A 17,470-nucleotide genomic window follows, 5' to 3' on the forward strand; every position below is an offset into this window, starting at 1 on the left:
GGTGTGCCGGAGCGGGCGAACGGGTGCACCCCGAACCACCTGAAAGGCCGCTCACGATGGGACAGCCGCCTACCGATTCTCTTCGCGGAAGACGATTGCCCATTCGAGAACGGATCCCGCGATGAAGCGCTCCTCTCCCCTCATGGCGTTCGTGACCGGCTGCGCGTTGCTCTGCGCGGCGCTCGTGACCACGCAACCGGCCCACGCCGACGCCGATGCGCCCCTGGTGGCGTGCCCCGGCTACGTCGAGCAGAGCATCGACCCGGGACTGACGCTGCTGCCCCGCTTGAACGAGGTGACCGTGGCCGGCAGATTCGGCCCCTGCGCGAACCAGGTCATCGATGACGAGCACGTGTTCGCCGACTACACCGCCTCCGCGTCGGGGTTGATCAGTTGCAGCATCAACGCGCCGATCACCAACGCGTCCGGCACGGTCAGGTGGGAGGACGCGGCGGGCCACCACACGGGCACGTCCCACTTCACCGGCGGCATCACGCTGAGCCAGCGGCCCGTCGGGGAGAACGTGGGGATCGTGGTGGCGACGATCAACTCCGGTGAGTTCGCCGGCCGCACCCTCGTGCTCATCAGCGCCCGGTTGACCTTCGACCCCCTCCAGTGCGTGACCGCCGGGGTCCGGCACGTCGCCGGACCGGGCTCGTTGGAGGTCCTGCCCGTCTGAGGCCGCCGACGGCCGGCTCGATCAAGGCCGAGCCGGCCGTCCCGTGCGGCCGGTCAGCGCCCGGTCGGGGGTTTGCGCCGTGCCGCGGGCGAAGTGCTCGGCGAGCGCCGCAGGTCCCAGGGCTCCCGTGACGCGTGCGGTGATGCGGTCGACGTCACCGACTCGGTGGACGTCGCTCCGGGAAGTCGAGGGTCGGCGCGGCGGTCGCCTCTCGGCGAGTGGCTCGACGCGGCTCCAGCCGAACGGTGTTCCGCGAAGGCGCTGGGTGAGGCCCGGGGACACGGACCGCACCGACCGGGTGTTCCAACGGCGTGGCGGCCACCGGTGTTCCCGCCCGCACGTGGCGTGCGTCACCGACCCGGGCTTCCGATGACCCGGGCTCCGGTGACCGCGTTCGGTCAACGGGTGGAATCGGCCCCCGCCCGAACTCCGGGTTCGAACGGGGGCCGACGGTCTCGCGGGGACGCGGTGGAGCGTGCGTCGGGACCTACTTGGCGCAGGCCGGCAGGTGCGGGTGGCGCTCGCCGCGCTCGACCGACTCCTTGGCCAGCGTGCACTGCATGACGTCGTACGCGGGCTTGCGGGTGAAGTCCTCCCACATCACCGTCGCCGCGCCCTCGCCGGCGAAGAACACCGGCACCCAGGAGTACTTGTCGGTGAAGCCCCAGATCGTGAAGGAGTCACAGCCCTCGACGTTGAGGCAGGCGACCAGCGTCCGGTTGTAGTAGTCGGCCTGCTTGGCCAGCATCTCCGGGGTCGGCACGCCGTTCGCCGGCAGGTCCATCCGCACGTCCAGCTCGGTGATGGCGGTGCCGAGGCCGAGGTCGGCGAACCGCTTCAGGTTCGTCTCCAGGTCGCCGGGGAAGCCGTACCGGGTGCTGAGGTGCGACTGGGCGGAGAAGCCGTGCACCGGCACGCCCTGCGCCTTCAAGTCCTTGATCAACGCGAGGTAGGCGTTGCTCTTGGCGTTGACGCTCTCCACGCCGTAGTCGTTGAAGTACAGGTCGGCCTTGGGGTCGGCCGCGTGCGCCCAGCGGAACGCGTCGGCGATGATGCCGGGGCCCAGCTCGCGGATCCAGATGTTGTCGGTGGTGCGCAGCGAGCCCGTGTCCGTGAAGATCTCGTTGGCCACGTCCCACTGCTGGATCTTGCCCTTGTAGCGGCCGACGACGGTGGTGATGTGCTCGCGCAGGATCTGGCGGAGCTCGTCGGCGGTGAAGTCGCCCTGCTCGAGCCACGCCGGGTTCTGGCTGTGCCACAGGAGCGTGTGCCCGCGGACCACCTGCCGGTTGCGCTGCGCGAACTTCACGATGGCGTCGGCCATCCCGAAGTTGTAGCGGTCGCGCTCCGGGTGGATGTACTCCCACTTCATCTGGTTCTCGGCGGACACCGAGCTGAACTCCTTGGCCAGCACGGAGCGGTACTCGAGGTCCTTGGTGAACGGGTCGGGGTAGGGCTGGTCCTCGTGGTGGCCACCACCGGCCGCGGCGGTGCCGATGTAGAACCCCTTCGGCGCCACCCAGCGGAGGCTGTCCTTCTTCGCGTGGCCTGCGGACAGCTCACCCGGGTCGGGCGAGGCCGCGGCCACGAGGGCCAGCGGCGTGGTCAGCGCCATCGCGGCGAGCGCGGCGGTGACGAGGCGGATCGGCTTCATGGCGGTCTTCGCTTTCTCGGACGACTACGACGGCGACGTTCGAAAGTTTCGGTATTGGTCCAGCAATTTTCGAGATGCCGGACCCTAAGACGCCCACCGGGCCAACGTCAAGCCTTCGTCAAGGACCCACCACGACCCGTCGGTGCTGGTCGGAGAGTTTTGTCGGGGTCGACGGATAGCGTGTCGGCGGAACGGGTCAGCGGGCGACTGGGGGAACGCGGACATGAGGAAACTGACAACGGTGCTCGTCGCGGTGCTGGGGGTCGCGCTGGTCCCGGGCGCGGCAGCGGGTTCGGCGGGGGCTTCGGGCCTCGGGTGGAACGCGACGTGGGCCGCTTCGCCGCACCCGCCGACGGACGTGTTCGGACCGGGTTGGGGTACGGCCGGTTTCGACGACCACACCGTTCGCCAGGTCGTGCGGACCAGCGACGGCGGCGCGGCGGTGCGGATCAGGCTGTCCAACGCCTACGGCGAGTCCCCGCTGGTCGTGACCGGCGCGACGGTCGCGCGGACGGCGCAGGGCGCGGCGGTGCGGCCGAACACGGTGCGGCACCTGACGTTCGGCGGTCGGCGCTCGGTGACGGTGCCGGTCGGCGGTGAGGCGGTGGGCGACCTCGCCCCGCTGGCGGTGGCGCCGCTGAGCCAGGTGACCGTGACGCTGTACCTGGCGGGGAAGACCGGGCCCGCCACCGGGCACGCGTTCGCCAGCGCCACGAGCTGGCGGGCGTCCGGCGACCACCGGGCCGACGTGGCGGCGGGGGCGTTCACCGAGACGTCGTCGTCGTGGTTCTACCTCGACGCCGTGGACGTCCTGGACCTCACCCCGCGGCGCGAGGTCGTGGTGGCGTTCGGCGACTCCATCACCGACGGCGTGGGGTCCACTGTGGACGCCGACAACCGCTACCCGGACGAGCTGGCGGAGCGGTTGGCCGGCCGGCGCGGCGTGGTGAACGCGGGCATCGGCGGCAACCGGGTGCTCAACGACTCGTCGTGCTTCGGCGAGAAGGCGACGTCGCGGTTCGAGCGGGACGCGTTGGCGCAGCCGGACGTGCGCACGGTGATCCTGCTGGAGGGCATCAACGACATCGGGTTCAGCCAGTTCCCGATCGACTGCGCCACGCCGAACCCGGTGGTCACCGCGGCCGAGCTGGTCGCCGGGTACCGGGAGCTGATCGGCAAGGCGCACGCGAAGGGCGTGCGGGTCGTCGGCGGCACGCTGCTGCCGTTCAAGGGCGCCATGTACCACACCGAGGAGGGCGAGGCGGTGCGGGACGAGGTGAACGCCTGGATCCGCACGTCCGGCGAGTTCGACGCGGTGGTCGACTTCGACCGCGCGTTGGCCGACCCGGCGGACCCCGACGCGCTGCGGCCCGCCTACGACAGCGGCGACCGCCTGCACCCGAACGACGCGGGTTACCGGGCGATGGCCGAGGCCGTCGACCTTTCGGCGCTGTAGCGGCGAGTTGCCCGAAACGCCCTCCCGGCAGTGGTCGGGAGGGCGTTCCGTCGAATTGCGGTCGAATGCGCGTCGAATGCGGACCCGTTGTCCGCCAACACTTCCCATTTCCGCGCACGCTTGGTTACAGTGCGATTTGGGAGCGCTCCCAGCCCACCCATGGACATTACTCAACATGGTTGTCCTCAACGAGGAGGAGAGAGTGGCGCTCATGTCCGTCCCCGTGAACAAGAACCTGCTCGCCAGAGCCTTCGCGACGCTCGCGGTCGTCGCCGGGCTCATGGCGAGCCTGCTGACCGGCGTCGCCGCCGCGCACGGGTCGACCGTCGACCCGCCGTCGCGGAACTACGGCTGCTGGCAGCGGTGGGGCAGCGATTTCCAGAACCCGACGATGGCCCAGCAGGATCCCATGTGCTGGCAGGCGTGGCAGGCCGACACCACTGCCATGTGGAATTGGAACGGCCTGTACCGCGAAGGTGTCGCGGGCAACCACCAGGGCGCCATTCCCAACGGCCAGCTGTGCAGCGGCGGGCGCACCGGCGGGATGCGGTACGCGGCCCTGGACAACCCGGGTCAGTGGAAGGCCGTGACCAAGCCGCGGCAGTTCACCCTCGACATCTGGGACCAGGCCAGGCACGGCGCGGACTACCTCCGGGTGTACGTGTCGAAGCAGGGCTACGACGCGACGACGACGCCGTTGGGCTGGAACCACCTGGACCTGGTCGCGACGACCGGCCGTTACGCGCCGTCGGACCACTACCGGGTCGCGGTGAACGCGGGCAGCCGCACCGGCCGCCACGTGGTCTACGTGATCTGGCAGGCCAGCCACTCCGACCAGTCGTACTACTTCTGCAGCGACGTGGTCTTCCAGTAGGCGGGCGGAGTTCCGTGCCCACCCGGGTAGCGGTGGGCACGGAACCCGTTGCCGTCACTGGTCGATGAACAGGCCTTGGCCGAGGCCGGAGCCGGAGGAGTCGTTGCCCGGCAGCACGGTCACGCCGTCGCCGCGAGCCGGCACGCCCGCCACCGCCGGCTCGCCGTCCACCACGTAGGTGTCGTCGGTGGTCGCGCGGTCGAGGAAGACGCCGAGGCCCTGGTTGTTGCCGAAGCCGAGGCTGCCCGCCCTGGTGCTCGGGTTCTGGATCGGGCCGACGAACTCACCGGCGAACGCGCCGTGGTAGCTGTCCGCGCCGGAGTCGTCGATCAGGACGCCGGTGGTGCCGGGCAGCACGTTGGCCGTGCCCTGGACGAACCGCGGGATCCGGTCGCACAGTCCTTCGCCCTCGTCGTCCCGCACACCGCCCGCACCCTCGGTCTGGTTGGGCGCGGAGGGGTTGATCGGGGCGGGCATGTAGTAGTCGTAGGTGTCGGCGCCCGACTGGTCGTGCAGCAGGCCGAAACCGCCGACCAGCGCGAAGCCCTGGCTGTTGCGCACGGCGGAGTACGTGTCGTTCCCGCCGTCGTCCGACAGCAGGCCGACGCCGAAGATGTGGCCCGCGCCGAGCGAGCCGGTCTTGCCGGTGTAGACATCGGCCGTGCCGCCCGAGTCGCGCAGGACGCTCACGCCGAGGAAGCCCGCGCCGGCGGTCATCATCCGGCGCACGACCGGGTCGGTGGTGCAGCCGGTGTCGTGGTCCGGGGTCTCCTTGACGCCGTAGGTGTCCTGGCCCGCCAGGTCGAGCAGGACGCCGACCGCGGGCACGCAGTCGAGCGCGGTCAGACCGGGGATGGCGCGCTGGCAGCCCTGCGCGGGGCCGGTGCCGCGCAAGCCGGTGACGGTCGAGCCGGCGGGGGAGAAGTTGAGGTCGACCATGTTGCCGCCGGCGTTGTTGCGGTACGTGTCGTCGCCGCCGACGTCGATGATCAGCATGTAGTCGTGCGCGTAGGTGTTGTCGCCGCACGTGCTGCCGTCCAGTCGGAGCACGGGCCAGAGGTCCAGGTCGGCGGTGCCGGGGACGGCGCACGAGGCGGCGGCCTGGCCGGACGCCAGGTCGTCCAGCGTGAGTTGCAGTTCGACCGTCCGCCGCCACACGGGCTCGGCGCACGCGCGGATGCCCGCGTGCGCCAAGGGGTCCAGTGCGCCGCCGGTCTTGAGCACGAGCGGCAGCAGGCCGGTCGGGATGGCGGCGAAGCGGGTCTCGGTGACCTGCCGGCAGGTGGTCATCGCGGTGAGCAGGTTCGCGACCCGGCCGGCGACCTCGGTGGAGAGGCCCGAGGAGCCGATGGCCGCGGCGGCGTCCTGCGGCAGGCCGACCCCGGCGGAGAGGCCGGAGACGGCGGTCGCCAGCGCGCCGACCGGGTTGGCGGGCAGCGGGGTCGTGATCGTGGTCGGTGCGCTCAGCAGGCTTTGGTGGGGCTGGAGCCGGGCGCCGACCACGGGGTCGACGGCGGCGATCGCCTGCCACGCCGAACCGCTCGCGGACGCCGTGCCGTTCGCGGCGATGATCAGCGCCACGCAGCCGGACAACGAGAGCAACGCTCGTCTTAATCGTCTCGACATCGTCGGAATTCCCTTCGAAACGCGGATCCGGGCGGCCGAACTATAGGATCGGCCGCCCCGATCCGCACCTCGGGGGAGGGCGGTGCGTGCGGAATACCGCTGTTCGTCGCCGCGCAGGTCAGACCTTGCCGGTGCCCGCTCCCTGGGTGACGAGCGCCTTCACGTTCGCGGGCGGGTCGAGGGCGTACTGGTAGTAGGTGCGCGGGTCGGTGACGGTTCCGCCGACGACCGGCTTGCCGCTGTTCACGTAGACGTTGTTCCGCTCGACGATGTTGCCCTTGGGTCCGGAGTAGCTGGTGGTCATGGGCTCCTCGACGTTGTCGAAGTAGTTGCCCTCGATCCAGCAGCCGGACTGGGCCTGGCACGCCGGGCCGGTGTCGCTGTTGTTGAGGAAGTAGTTGTTGAAGATGTGCACCGGGTTGCCGAACCGGGTGCGCGGGTTGCGCTGCGAGGTCCGGTCGTAGAAGTTGTGGTGGTAGGAGACCTTCAGGTAACCGGTGTCCTGGGCGCCGTTGCTGTCGGAGTGCCCGAGCAGCATGTTCTTGGCGTGGTCGTGGACGTGGTTCCAGGACACGGTGATGTAGCTGGACCCGCGCTTGATGTCGATGAGCCCGTCGTAGCCGCGGGACAGGTCGTTGTGGTCGATCCAGACGTGGTGGCTGAACATCTGCACGTTGATCGAGTCGTCGGTGGCGTTGCGGAACACCAGGTTGCGGATGATCACGTTGTGCACGGCGTCCGCCGGGGGAGTGGTCGTCTCGCTCACCGGCAGGCCGATGTTGAGCCCGCCGCCGGTGATGCCCGACGCCGCGCCGACGCCGACGACCGTCTTGTCCGAGGTGACGTCGTACATGCCCGCCGGCAGCGTGATCATGCCCTGCACCCGCACCACGCGCGGCCCGGTGGCCTTGATCGCGGCGATGAGGTCGGCGGCGGTGGACACCGTGACCTCGGGGCCGCCCGCGCCGCCCGTGGTGCCGTTCTGGCCGAGGGCGTTGACGGCGGCGAAGCCGATCGGCGCGGTGTCCGCGGCGACCGCGGGAGCGGCCGTCACAGGTGTGGCGACGGCCAGGCTCCCGATCAGCGTCGCGGCGAGCGCGACAGCGGTGCTCCTCTTCACCGTGCCACCCCCTGGACGCGGCCGACACCGGCGCCGGCCGTGACGAGGCGCGGCACGGACGCCGGGTCGTCCACCGTGTAGCTGTAGTAGGTGCGCGGCTCCACGACGGTGCCGAGCGTCTCCGGCGCACCGGATCCGGCGTAGATGTTGTTGCGCTCGATCACGCGTCCCGGACCGCTCTTGTCGTAGCCGGACAGGATCGGGTGCGCGACGTTCTCGAAGTAGTTCCCCTCGACCACGACCCCGGCGTCCATGGTGGAGGCGACGCCGTAGAGCGAGTTGCCCCGGTAGTAGTTGTTGTAGACGTGCACGGGCTCGCCGAAGCGGACGCGCGGGTGGCGCTGGTCCGTGCCGTCGAAGAAGTTGTGGTGGTAGGTGACGCGCAGCTTGCCCTTGTCGCTGGTGTAGCTGTCGGAGTGGCCGAGCAGGGCGGCCTTGCTGTGGTGGTGGAAGTGGTTCCACGACACGGTGACGTAGTCCGAGTTGCGCTTGATGTCCAGCAGGCCGTCGTAGCCGTCGGACAGGTCGCAGTGGTCGATCCACACGTGGTGCGCGGAGTTGGTGACGCTGATCGAGTCGTCCGAGGCGTTGGTGAACCGGAGGTTGCGGATGATCACGTTGTTGCCGGGGCGGGTGGTGGAGCCGAGCTGCAGGCCGCCGCCGGTGATCTCGGCGGTGGAGCCGACACCGACGATGGTCTTGTTCGCGACGACGGTCAGCATCTCGTCGCCGGTCTGGATCCGGCCGGACACCGAGATGACGTAGGGCTCCTTGCGTCCGACGTAGTCGGCGAGGGCGGCGGCCGTGGTCACGGTGACCGCCTGGCCGCCCGCGCCGCCGGTGGTGCCGTTCTGGCCGAGCGCGGTGACCCCGGCGAACCCGTCGGCGACGTTCAGCGCGTCCACACCGGCCCAGGCGGCGCGTGGCACGGCGGCGGCCACGGCGGCGAGTGCCGTGCCGGCGAGCAACCGACGACGGTTGATGGCGCTCATGCTGGTCCTCCTGGGATCAGATCCGGCCGACGCCGACGCCGGCGGGGACGGTGGTGGGCAGGGTCGACGGGTTGTCGGGGGTGTAGGCGTAGTAGGTGCGCGGTTCGACGACCGTGCCGAGGGTCTGCGGCGTGCCCGAGTTGACGAAGATGTTGTTGCGCTGCACCACGCGCCCCGGTCCGCTCTCGTCGTAGCCGGAGTAGATCGGGTGGGGCACGTTCTCGAAGTAGTTGGCCTCCACCAGCACGCCGGCGTTCTCGGTGGACGCGACCCCGTACAGGCGGTTGTTCCGGAAGTAGTTGTTGTAGACGTGGATCGGCTCGCCGAAGCGGACCCGGGGGTGCCGCTGCTCGGTGGCGTTGAAGTAGTTGTGGTGGAACGTGGTCCGCAGCTTGCCGGTGTCCGGCCCCGCGTTGGAGTCGGAGTGCCCCAGCAGCGCGGTCTTGCTGTGGTCGTGGAAGTTGTTCCACGACACGGTGATGAAGTCGGCGCCCCGGACGATGTCGATCAGCCCGTCCGCGCCGCCGCTGAGGTCGCAGTGGTCGATCCAGATGTGGTGCGAGGACTGCTGGATGCTGATCGCGTCGTCGTCCGCGCCGGTGAACCTCAGGTTGCGGATGATCACGTTCTGCCGGCGGTACATGTCCAGGCCGCCGCCGCGGATCTCCGCGCCGGGCAGGCCGATGACGGTTTTGTTGGACCGCAGGCCCTGCTTGCTGCTGAACGTCATGATCCCGTCCACCTGGATCACGTAGGGCTCGTTGCGGTCGCAGTAGTCCAGGAACGTCTCGGTGTCGCGCACCGTGACCACCGGTCCGCCCACGCCGCCGGTGGTGCCGTTCTGGCCGAGGGTGTTCGTGCCGGCGAACCCGTCGGCGGTCTGGAACGGCGCCGCCCACGCGGGGTTCGTCGTGACCGGGCTGGTGTGGCCGGGCTCGGCCGCCGCGGCGCGTGCGGCCACGGCGGTGAGGGCCGTGGCGGCGGCGCCCGCGAGGAGGCTGCGCCTGCTGATGTCGCTCATCTTCGGTGCTCCTGTCAGATGCGACCGGTGCCCGCACCGGCGGGCACGACCGTGGGGACTTCGGCGGCGCGGTTGAGGGAGTAGCTGTAGTAGGTGCGGGGCTCGACCACGGAACCCCGGAGCTCGATCTCGTGGTTGCACTCGACGAGGATGTTGTCGCGGGCGACGATCCGGCCCAGGTCGCCGCTGAAGTCGACCCGGCCGGGGTTGTTGACGCTGAAGAAGTAGTTGCCCTCCAGCACCACGCCCGCGTTCATCGCCGAGGCCACGCCGTAGCTGTTGTCGCGGTAGTAGTTGTTGTAGACGTGCACCGACTCGCCGAACCGGACCCGCGGGTTGCGCTGGTCGGAGCCGTCGAAGTAGTTGTGGTGGTAGGTGACCCGCAGGCGGCCGATGTCCTGCGCGCCGTTGTCGTCGTCGTGGCCGAGCAGCAGGGTCTTGTCGTGGTCGTGGAACCTGTTCCACGAGACCGTGACGTAGTCGCTGCCCCGTTTGATGTCGACCGCGCCGTCGTCGCCGTTGGAGAAGTCGTTGTGGTCGATCCAGATGTGGTGGCTGAACATCTGCACGTTGATCAGGTCGTCCGTGGCCCCGGTGATCGCCAGGTTGCGGATGATGATGTTGTGCACGGCGTTGGCCGGGGGAGAGGTGACGTCGTCGTCCACCGGCACGCCGATGGTGAGCCCGCCGCCGACGAGCTTCGCGTCACCGCCCAAGCCGATGATCGTCTTGTCGGAGGCGACGCGGTGCATGCCGTCCGTGGTGCCGGTCGGCAGCGTGATCGTGCCCTTGACCTGCACGACCAGTGGTTCCGGTCGGGCGATGTAGTCGAGGAGCTGAGCCGTGGTGGCGGCGGTGACGACAGCGCCGCCCGCGCCTCCGGTCGTGCCGTTCTGCCCTAACGCGTTCACGGAGGCGAACCCGTCTGCGGTGGTCGCGGCCAACGCCGGCGTGGCGCCGGGAACGGTGGCCGCGGTCGTGGCCAACGCGGCGGCCACGACGACCTTCAGCAGGGCGCGCCGGTTCCCGAAAGATGTGGGCATGGCTATTTCCTCTCCCGTATGAGGGGTGAGTGCGGGGGTTATCGGGAAAGCGCTCTCTGATCGCACCGTAGCGCATGTTTCCGGCGTGTCAACGGCCGGTGGCGACCCCGGTTCGAAGTTCACATATGTGGCCGCCCTATTCGACGAACGGTTCACATATGTGTCACCGGAGGCCCATTCCGGCTAACCCGGAATGCTCCACGCGGCTATTCTCGCCCGCCGCGCGCGAAGGCGGTGCTGGTCTGGAACCGCCGACCGCGCCCCGTCGGGCTCGTCCCGGCGAGGCGCGGTGGCACGGGGTTCCAGCGGTGCCCCCACCAGGACTTGAACCTGGGGCCTCGCCGTTCGTAGCGGCGCGCTCTGTCCTGCTGAGCTATGGGGGCCGGTCGTGCGGTAATCACACCGAGGTCGCCAAGAATGACTCACCCGGTCGTCCGACAATCATTTCCGGAGTGCGCCGGAAAGAGAAAGCCGCCCTGGTCGGTTCCCCGACGGACGGCTCCCTGGACCGGACCTTTCAACAGGTCACGGCGGGGAGCACGGGCGGTCCGATCGGCGTCGACGCGTGTTCGGCATGTCAGCTCCTCGGCTCGGTGTGGGCCCATCGTGCCGACCGGCCGGTGGTCGGGTCAAACCATTTTCACGGGCATTCCGGCAATCCGGTGGAGGGCCGTGCGCCGGTTGACCGGAATCACGCCGCGACCACTGCCGCGAAGCCGGATCGAGGCCCTCGACCCACTGCCGCACGGCGCGCGTCAGCGCCTCTTCGCCCGCACCGCTCGCGAGCCGACCGGCACACCGGGGTCGGACGCTTGGGCGAGTCGGACGATCGCGGCCGGCTCGAACGGCGGCCGGCGCAGTGCCTGGCTTTCGCGGCGGAGCACCGCGGGTACGTCACGCGGTGCCTGTCGGCGGAGCGGACCTCGCTGGTCCGCGTGCCGTGCGGTCCTGGTCGTCGAGGGCACGACGAGTCGTCGAGGGCACGACGACCAGGACCTCTCCACCGGGTGTCAGTAGCGGTAGTGGTCGGCTTTGTAGGGGCCGGTGAGGGCCACGCCGATGTACTCGGCCTGGTCCGGGGTGAGGGTGGTGAGGTCGGCGCCGAGGGCTCGAAGGTGGATCCGGGCGACCCTCTCGTCGAGGTGCTTGGGCAGGCGGTAGACCTCGCGGCCGTAATCCGCGTGCTTGGTGTACAGCTCGACCTGGGCGATGACCTGGTTGGAGAAGCTGTTCGACATGACGAAGCTCGGGTGGCCGGTGGCGTTGCCCAGGTTGAGCAGCCGTCCCTCGGACAGCACGAGGATCGAGCGGCCCGACGGGAACACCCACTCGTCCACCTGCGGCTTGATGGTGACGCGCCGGATGCCGGGCACGGCGGCGAGGCCCGCCATGTCGATCTCGTTGTCGAAGTGCCCGATGTTGCCGACGATCGCCTGGTGCTTCATCCGGGACAGGTGGTCGGCGGTGACGACGTCCTTGTTGCCCGTCGTCGTGATGACGATGTCGGCCTTGTCCACGACGTCGTCCAGGCGCCGGACCTCGTACCCGTCCATGACGGCCTGGAGCGCGCAGATCGGGTCGATCTCCGTGACGACCACGCGGGCTCCCTGGCCGCGCAGGGACTCCGCGGCGCCCTTGCCGACGTCGCCGTAGCCGCAGACGACCGCGACCTTGCCGCCGATCAGCACGTCCGTGCCGCGGTTGATGCCGTCGATCAGGGAATGCCTGATGCCGTAGCGGTTGTCGAACTTGGACTTGGTGACGGCGTCGTTGACGTTGATGGCCGGGAACAGCAGGTCGTCGGACGCGGCGAGCTGGTACAGCCGCATCACGCCGGTCGTGGTCTCCTCGGTGACGCCCCGGATGCCGCCCGCGACACCGGTCCACCTGGTCGAATCGGTGGCCAGCGAGGACTTGAGCAGGTCCAGCACGGCGCGCCACTCGGCGGAATCGTCGTCGGTCGCGTCGGGGACCGCACCGGCCTTCTCATACCGCACGCCCTTGTGCACCAGCAAGGTGGCGTCGCCACCGTCGTCGAGCAGCATGTTCGGGCCACGCCCGTCCGGCCAGGACAGCATCCGGTCGGTGCACCACCAGTACTCGGTCGCCGATTCGCCCTTCCAGGCGAAGACCGGCACGCCGACCGGCTCGTCCTCGGTGCCGCCGGGCCCTACCACGACCGCGGCGGCGGCGTGGTCCTGGGTGGAGAAGATATTGCACGACGCCCAGCGGACCTCCGCGCCGAGCGCGGTCAGGGTCTCGATCAGCACGGCTGTCTGCACGGTCATGTGCAGTGACCCGGACACCCGCGCCCCGCGCAGGGGGTCGACGCCGGCGTACTCGCGGCGCAGCGCCATGAGGCCGGGCATCTCGTGCTCGGCGAGCCGGATCTCGTTGCGACCGAACTCGGCCAGTGACAGGTCCGCGACGGCGAAGTCGATGCCGTTGCGCGACTGGAACCTCTCGGTGGACACGGTGCTCCCTGTGGTGAAGGCCGTCGGTCGGATCAGGCGGTGAAGTACTTCGCTTCGGGGTGGTGCAGCACGATCGCGTCGGTGGACTGCTCGGGGTGGAGCTGGAACTCCTCGGACAGCTCCACCCCGATGCGCCCGGGTTCGAGCAGGTCCACGATCTTGGCCCGGTCCTCCAGGTCGGGGCAGGCGCCGTAGCCCAGGGAGAACCGCGCGCCCCGGTAGCCGAGGGAGAAGTAGTCGGTGATGTCGTCGGGGTCCTCCGCGGCCACGGACCTGCCGTCGGCCCACCGCAGCTCGTCGCGGACCCGCCGGTGCCAGTGCTCGGCGAGCGCCTCGGTGAGCTGGACGCCGAGGCCGTGCAGCTCCAGGTAGTCGCGGTAGGCGTCGGCGGCGAACAGCTCCTGGGCGGCGTCGGCGATCGGCCTGCCCATGGTGACGAGCTGGAACGCGACCACGTCGACGTCGCCGGACGCGCGGGGCCGCACGAAGTCCGAGAGGCACAGGTGGCGGTCGCGGCGCTGGCGCGGGAAGGTGAACCGGGTCCGTTCCGGCGCGTCGGGGGCCGGTTCGGTCAGGACGACCAGGTCGTCCCCTTCCGCGACGCACGGGAAGTAGCCGTACACGACGGCGGCGTGCGCGAGGACGCCTTGCGTGGTCAGGCGGTCCAACCAGGCCCGCACGCGCGGCCTGCCCTCGGACTCGACCAGCTCCTCGTACGACGGGCCGTCGCCCTTCTTGGCGCCGCGCAGCCCCCACTGGCCTAGGAAGGTGGCGCGTTCGTCGAGCATGCGCGAGTAGTCGGCGACCGGGATGCCGCGCACGACGCGGCTCCCCCAGAACGGCGGCGTCGGGATCGGCGCGTCGGCGGCCACGGCGGACCGCGCGGGCACGGGGCCCGCCACGGCCGCTGCCTCCGCCTTGCGCTGCCCGGCGATGCGCAGCGACCGTTCCCGCCGGGCACTGCGCTCGGCGGCCTTGGCCTCGGCTCCCGGGTCGGCGAGGGGCGTCTCGCCGCGCTTGGCGGCCATGAGGGCGTCCATGAGCCGGAGCCCTTCGAACGCGTCGCGGGCGTAGCGGACCTCGCCCTTGTAGGCCGCGGCCAGGTCGTTCTCGACGTAGGAGCGGGTCAGCGCGGCGCCACCGAGCAGCACCGGCCACCGGGTGGCGACGCCGCGCGAGTTCATCTCCGCCAGGTTCTCCTTCATGACCACCGTGGACTTGACGAGCAGCCCGGACATGCCGATGGCGTCCGCCTGGTGCTCGGCGGCGGCGTCGAGGATGGCGTTGATCGACTGCTTGATGCCGATGTTGACGGTCTCGTAGCCGTTGTTGGACAGGATGATGTCGACCAGGTTCTTGCCAATGTCGTGCACGTCGCCCTTGACCGTGGCCAGCACGATCCGGCCCTTGCCGCCACCGTCGGCGCGCTCCATGTGCGGTTCGAGGTAGGCCACGGCGGTCTTCATGACCTCGGCCGACTGGAGCACGAACGGCAGTTGCATCCGGCCCGAGCCGAACAGCTCACCGACCGTCTTCATCCCCGCCAGCAGCGTGTCGTTGACGATCTGCAGGGCCGGGCGCTGTGCCAGCGCCTCCTCCAGGTCGGCCTCGAGGCCGTTGCGCTCGCCGTCCACGATCCGCCGCTGCAACCGGGCGGACAGCGGCAGCGCGGCCAACTCCTGCGCGCGCGTCGCCTTGTCCGACGCCGCGGTGACCCCCTCGAACAGCTCCAGGAACCGCGTGAGCGGGTCGTAGTCGGCCGAGCGGCGGTCGTAGATCAGGTCCAGGGCCACGTCCCGCTGCTGTTCGGGGATCCGCGCCATCGGGACGATCTTGGACGCGTGCACGATCGCCGTGTCCAGACCCGCGCGCACGCACTCGTTCAGGAACACCGAGTTCAGCACCTGGCGCGCGGCGGGGTTCAACCCGAACGACACGTTCGACAGCCCGAGGGTGGTCTGCACGTCCGGGTAGCGCTGCTTGAGCAGCCGGATCGCCTCGACGGTCTCCAGGGCGTCCCGCCGGGACTCCTCCTGCCCGGTCGCGATGGTGAACGTGAGGGTGTCGACGACGATGTCGGCCAGGCGCACGCCCCACCGGCCGGTCAGGTCCTCGATCAGCCGCGCGGCGACGGCGACCTTGTCCCGCGCCGTGCGGGCCTGGCCGGTCTCGTCGATGCACAGGGCGACGACCGCCGTGCCGAACTCGGTGACCAGTTCCATCGTGCGGTGGTAGCGCGACTCGGGGCCGCCGCCGTCCTCGAAGTTCACCGAGTTGACCACGCACCGGCCGCCGAGCCGCTCCAGCCCGGCGCGCAGCACGTCCACCTCAGTGGAGTCCAGCATGATCGGCAGCGTCGACGCGGTGGCCAGCCGACCCGCGATCTCGGCCATGTCCGCCGCGCCGTCCCGCCCGACGTAGTCGACGCACAGGTCGAGCAGGTGCGCGCCGTCCCGGGTCTGGTCGCGGGCGATCTCCACGCAGTCGTCGATCCGCCCGTCCAGCATGGCGTCGCGGAACGCCTTGGAGCCGTTGGCGTTGGTCCGCTCGCCGATCATCAGCACCGAGGCGTCCTGCCGGAATGGCACGGCCTGGTACAGCGACGACACGCCGGCTTCGGGGCGTGCCCGCCGCGGGCGCGGAGCGAGGTCGGCCACCGCGGCAACGACCGCGCGGACGTGCTCGGTGGTGGTGCCGCAGCACCCGCCGACCAAGCGCGCGCCGAACTCCGTGACGAACCTCGTCAGCGCCTCGGCCAGCTCTTCGGGCCGCAGCGGGTACACGGCGCCGTGGGGGCCGAGGTGCGGCAGGCCCGCGTTGGGCATCACCGACAGCGGGACCCGGGAGTGGGCGGCCAGGTGCCGCAGGTGCTCGCTCATCTCCGCCGGGCCGGTCGCGCAGTTCAACCCGATCAGGTCGACGCCGAGCGGTTCCAGCGCGGTCAGGGCGGCGCCGATCTCGGTGCCGAGCAGCATCGTGCCGGTCGTCTCCACGGTCACCTGCGCGATGACCGGCACGGTGTGGCCCTCGGCGCGCATCGCGTGCCGGGCGCCGATGATCGCGGCTTTGGTCTGCAGCAGGTCCTGGGAGGTCTCGACGATCACGGCGTCGACGCCGCCTTCGAGCAGACCGCGGACCGACTCGGTGTAGGCGTCGCGCAGGTCGGCGAACCGCGCGTGCCCCAGCGTGGGCAGCTTGGTGCCCGGCCCGACCGAGCCCAGCACGAACCGGGGCCGTCCCGGCGCGGCGAACTCGTCGGCGACGCTCCTGGCCAGCCGCGCGCCGGCCAGCGACAGCTCGCGGATCCGGTCGGCGATGCCGTACTCGGCCAGGTTGGCGTAGTTGGTCCCGAACGTGTTCGTCTCCACCGCGTCCGCGCCCGCCTCGAAGTAGCTGCGGTGCACACCGCGGACCACGTCCGGCCGGGTGACGTTCAGGATCTCGTTGCAGCCCTCGAGGCCGGCGAAGTCGTCCAGAGACAGGTCGTGCTCCTGCAGCGCCGTGCCCATCGCGCCGTCCGCGACGACCACGCGCTCGCCCAGGGTGTCCAGCAGGCCGCTCATAAGGTGTCCGGGAGCGCGGCGACCAGTTGCGGACCGTACGCGTCACCGAGGCGGCGGCGGAACTCGTCGCGGGAGAAGACGTAGTCCTGCGACCCGTTGCTCTCCAGGACCAGCGCCGCCAGCATGCAGCCGATCCTGGCTGCCGAGGGGTTGTCCAGACCCCACCCCATGCCACCGAGGAAACCCGCCCGGAACGCGTCACCGACGCCCGTCGGGTCGACCGTCGACAGCTCGGGCACGGCGGGCACGTGGACCGGCGCCTCGCCGGTGACGTCCAGTCGCGCGCCTTCGGCGCCCAGCGTCGTGACCCAGAGCCCGACCTGGTCCAGCACCTCGGCCTCGGTCCACTTGGACTTGGCCAGCAGCAGTTCGTGCTCGTACTCGTTGGTGAACAGGACGTGCGCCCCCTCGACGAGCGTGCGGATCTCCTCGCCGTCCAGCCGGGCGAGCTGCTGGGACGGGTCGGCGGCGAACAGGTAGCCGCGGTCGCGGCACTCCTGGGTGTGCCGGACCATGGCGCCCGGGTCGTTCGGCGCTATGTGCACCACGTCGACGCCGCCGATGCCCGACACCACGGGGGCGAGCTCGATGGTGTGCGCCTCGCTCATCGCCCCCGCGTAGAACGACGCGATCTGGTTCTGGTCTTGGTCCGTGGTGCACAGGAACCGGGGTGTGAACAGGTGCGGCGCCACGAGCACGGCGCCGGTGCGCACCCCGTGCCGTTCGAGCCACGCGCGGTAGTCGTCGAAGTCGGCGCCGACGGCGCCGACCAGCACCGGCTCGAAGCCGAGCGCGGCCAGACCGAAGGAGATGTTCGCGGCGACCCCGCCGCGGCGCACCTCGAGTTCCTCGACGAGGAAGGACAGGGACACCCGGTCGAGCTTGTCGGCGATGAGTTGCTCGCTGAACCGCCCCTGGTAGGTCATGAGGTAGTCGGTGGCGATAGAACCGGTGATGAGAAGACGCAT

Annotated in this window: 12 protein-coding genes and 1 tRNA gene; 3 read left to right on the forward strand and 10 right to left on the reverse strand. The window is 70.4% G+C overall.

The window, feature by feature from the left end:
- The first annotated feature begins 121 nt into the window (after positions 1–121).
- Positions 122–679 carry a hypothetical protein gene (locus tag ACQPYE_RS18810; protein ID WP_498722719.1) on the forward strand — a complete coding sequence of 186 codons (558 nt, stop codon included), beginning with the start codon at positions 122–124 and terminating at the stop codon, positions 677–679.
- 487 nt (positions 680–1,166) lie between these two features.
- Here the strand turns inward: ACQPYE_RS18810 and ACQPYE_RS18815 are convergent, their stop codons facing one another.
- Positions 1,167–2,333, reverse strand: a complete 1,167-nt coding sequence (locus tag ACQPYE_RS18815) for an endo-1,4-beta-xylanase (protein ID WP_498722720.1) — start codon at positions 2,331–2,333, stop codon at positions 1,167–1,169.
- A gap of 223 nt (positions 2,334–2,556) precedes the next feature.
- Between ACQPYE_RS18815 and ACQPYE_RS18820 the strand changes: the two genes are divergently transcribed.
- Entirely contained in the window at positions 2,557–3,789 is a 1,233-nt protein-coding gene (locus tag ACQPYE_RS18820; RefSeq protein WP_498722721.1) for an SGNH/GDSL hydrolase family protein, read from the forward strand.
- Positions 3,790–4,000: 211 nt separating this feature from the next.
- Positions 4,001–4,663 carry a lytic polysaccharide monooxygenase auxiliary activity family 9 protein gene (locus ACQPYE_RS18825; RefSeq protein ID WP_498722722.1) on the forward strand — a complete coding sequence of 221 codons (663 nt, stop codon included), beginning with the start codon at positions 4,001–4,003 and terminating at the stop codon, positions 4,661–4,663.
- A 54-nt stretch (positions 4,664–4,717) separates the two neighbouring features.
- On the opposite strand, the gene ACQPYE_RS18830 is transcribed toward ACQPYE_RS18825, so the two are convergent.
- From ACQPYE_RS18830 to ACQPYE_RS18870, 9 genes are all read right to left on the reverse strand, one after another.
- A complete protein-coding gene (locus ACQPYE_RS18830) occupies positions 4,718–6,289 on the reverse strand; it encodes a hypothetical protein (RefSeq protein WP_498722724.1) in 1,572 nt (523 codons plus the stop codon).
- 118 nt (positions 6,290–6,407) lie between these two features.
- Complete coding sequence (locus ACQPYE_RS18835) at positions 6,408–7,409, reverse strand: pectate lyase family protein (protein ID WP_498722726.1); 1,002 nt, start codon at positions 7,407–7,409, stop codon at positions 6,408–6,410.
- On the reverse strand, positions 7,406–8,401 hold the full coding sequence (locus tag ACQPYE_RS18840; protein WP_498722727.1) for a pectate lyase family protein: 996 nt from the start codon (positions 8,399–8,401) through the stop codon (positions 7,406–7,408). The genes ACQPYE_RS18835 and ACQPYE_RS18840 overlap by 4 nt, the downstream gene beginning before the upstream one ends.
- A gap of 16 nt (positions 8,402–8,417) precedes the next feature.
- Positions 8,418–9,422 carry a pectate lyase family protein gene (locus tag ACQPYE_RS18845; protein ID WP_498722728.1) on the reverse strand — a complete coding sequence of 335 codons (1,005 nt, stop codon included), beginning with the start codon at positions 9,420–9,422 and terminating at the stop codon, positions 8,418–8,420.
- 14 nt (positions 9,423–9,436) lie between these two features.
- Positions 9,437–10,465, reverse strand: a complete 1,029-nt coding sequence (locus ACQPYE_RS18850; protein WP_498722729.1) for a pectate lyase family protein — start codon at positions 10,463–10,465, stop codon at positions 9,437–9,439.
- 309 nt (positions 10,466–10,774) lie between these two features.
- Positions 10,775–10,848: transfer RNA gene (locus ACQPYE_RS18855), tRNA-Arg, on the reverse strand.
- Between the two features lie 627 nt (positions 10,849–11,475).
- Entirely contained in the window at positions 11,476–12,939 is a 1,464-nt protein-coding gene (ahcY, locus tag ACQPYE_RS18860) for an adenosylhomocysteinase (RefSeq protein ID WP_498722730.1), read from the reverse strand.
- A gap of 32 nt (positions 12,940–12,971) precedes the next feature.
- Positions 12,972–16,502: a methionine synthase gene (gene metH, locus ACQPYE_RS18865; RefSeq protein ID WP_498722732.1), complete on the reverse strand. Its 3,531-nt coding sequence runs from the start codon at positions 16,500–16,502 to the stop codon at positions 12,972–12,974.
- On the reverse strand, positions 16,499–17,470 hold the full coding sequence (locus tag ACQPYE_RS18870) for a carbohydrate kinase family protein (RefSeq protein WP_498722733.1): 972 nt from the start codon (positions 17,468–17,470) through the stop codon (positions 16,499–16,501). The genes metH and ACQPYE_RS18870 overlap by 4 nt, the downstream gene beginning before the upstream one ends.

It is taken from the genome of Actinosynnema sp. CA-299493, assembly GCF_050946825.1.
Taxonomy (GTDB): domain Bacteria; phylum Actinomycetota; class Actinomycetes; order Mycobacteriales; family Pseudonocardiaceae; genus Actinosynnema.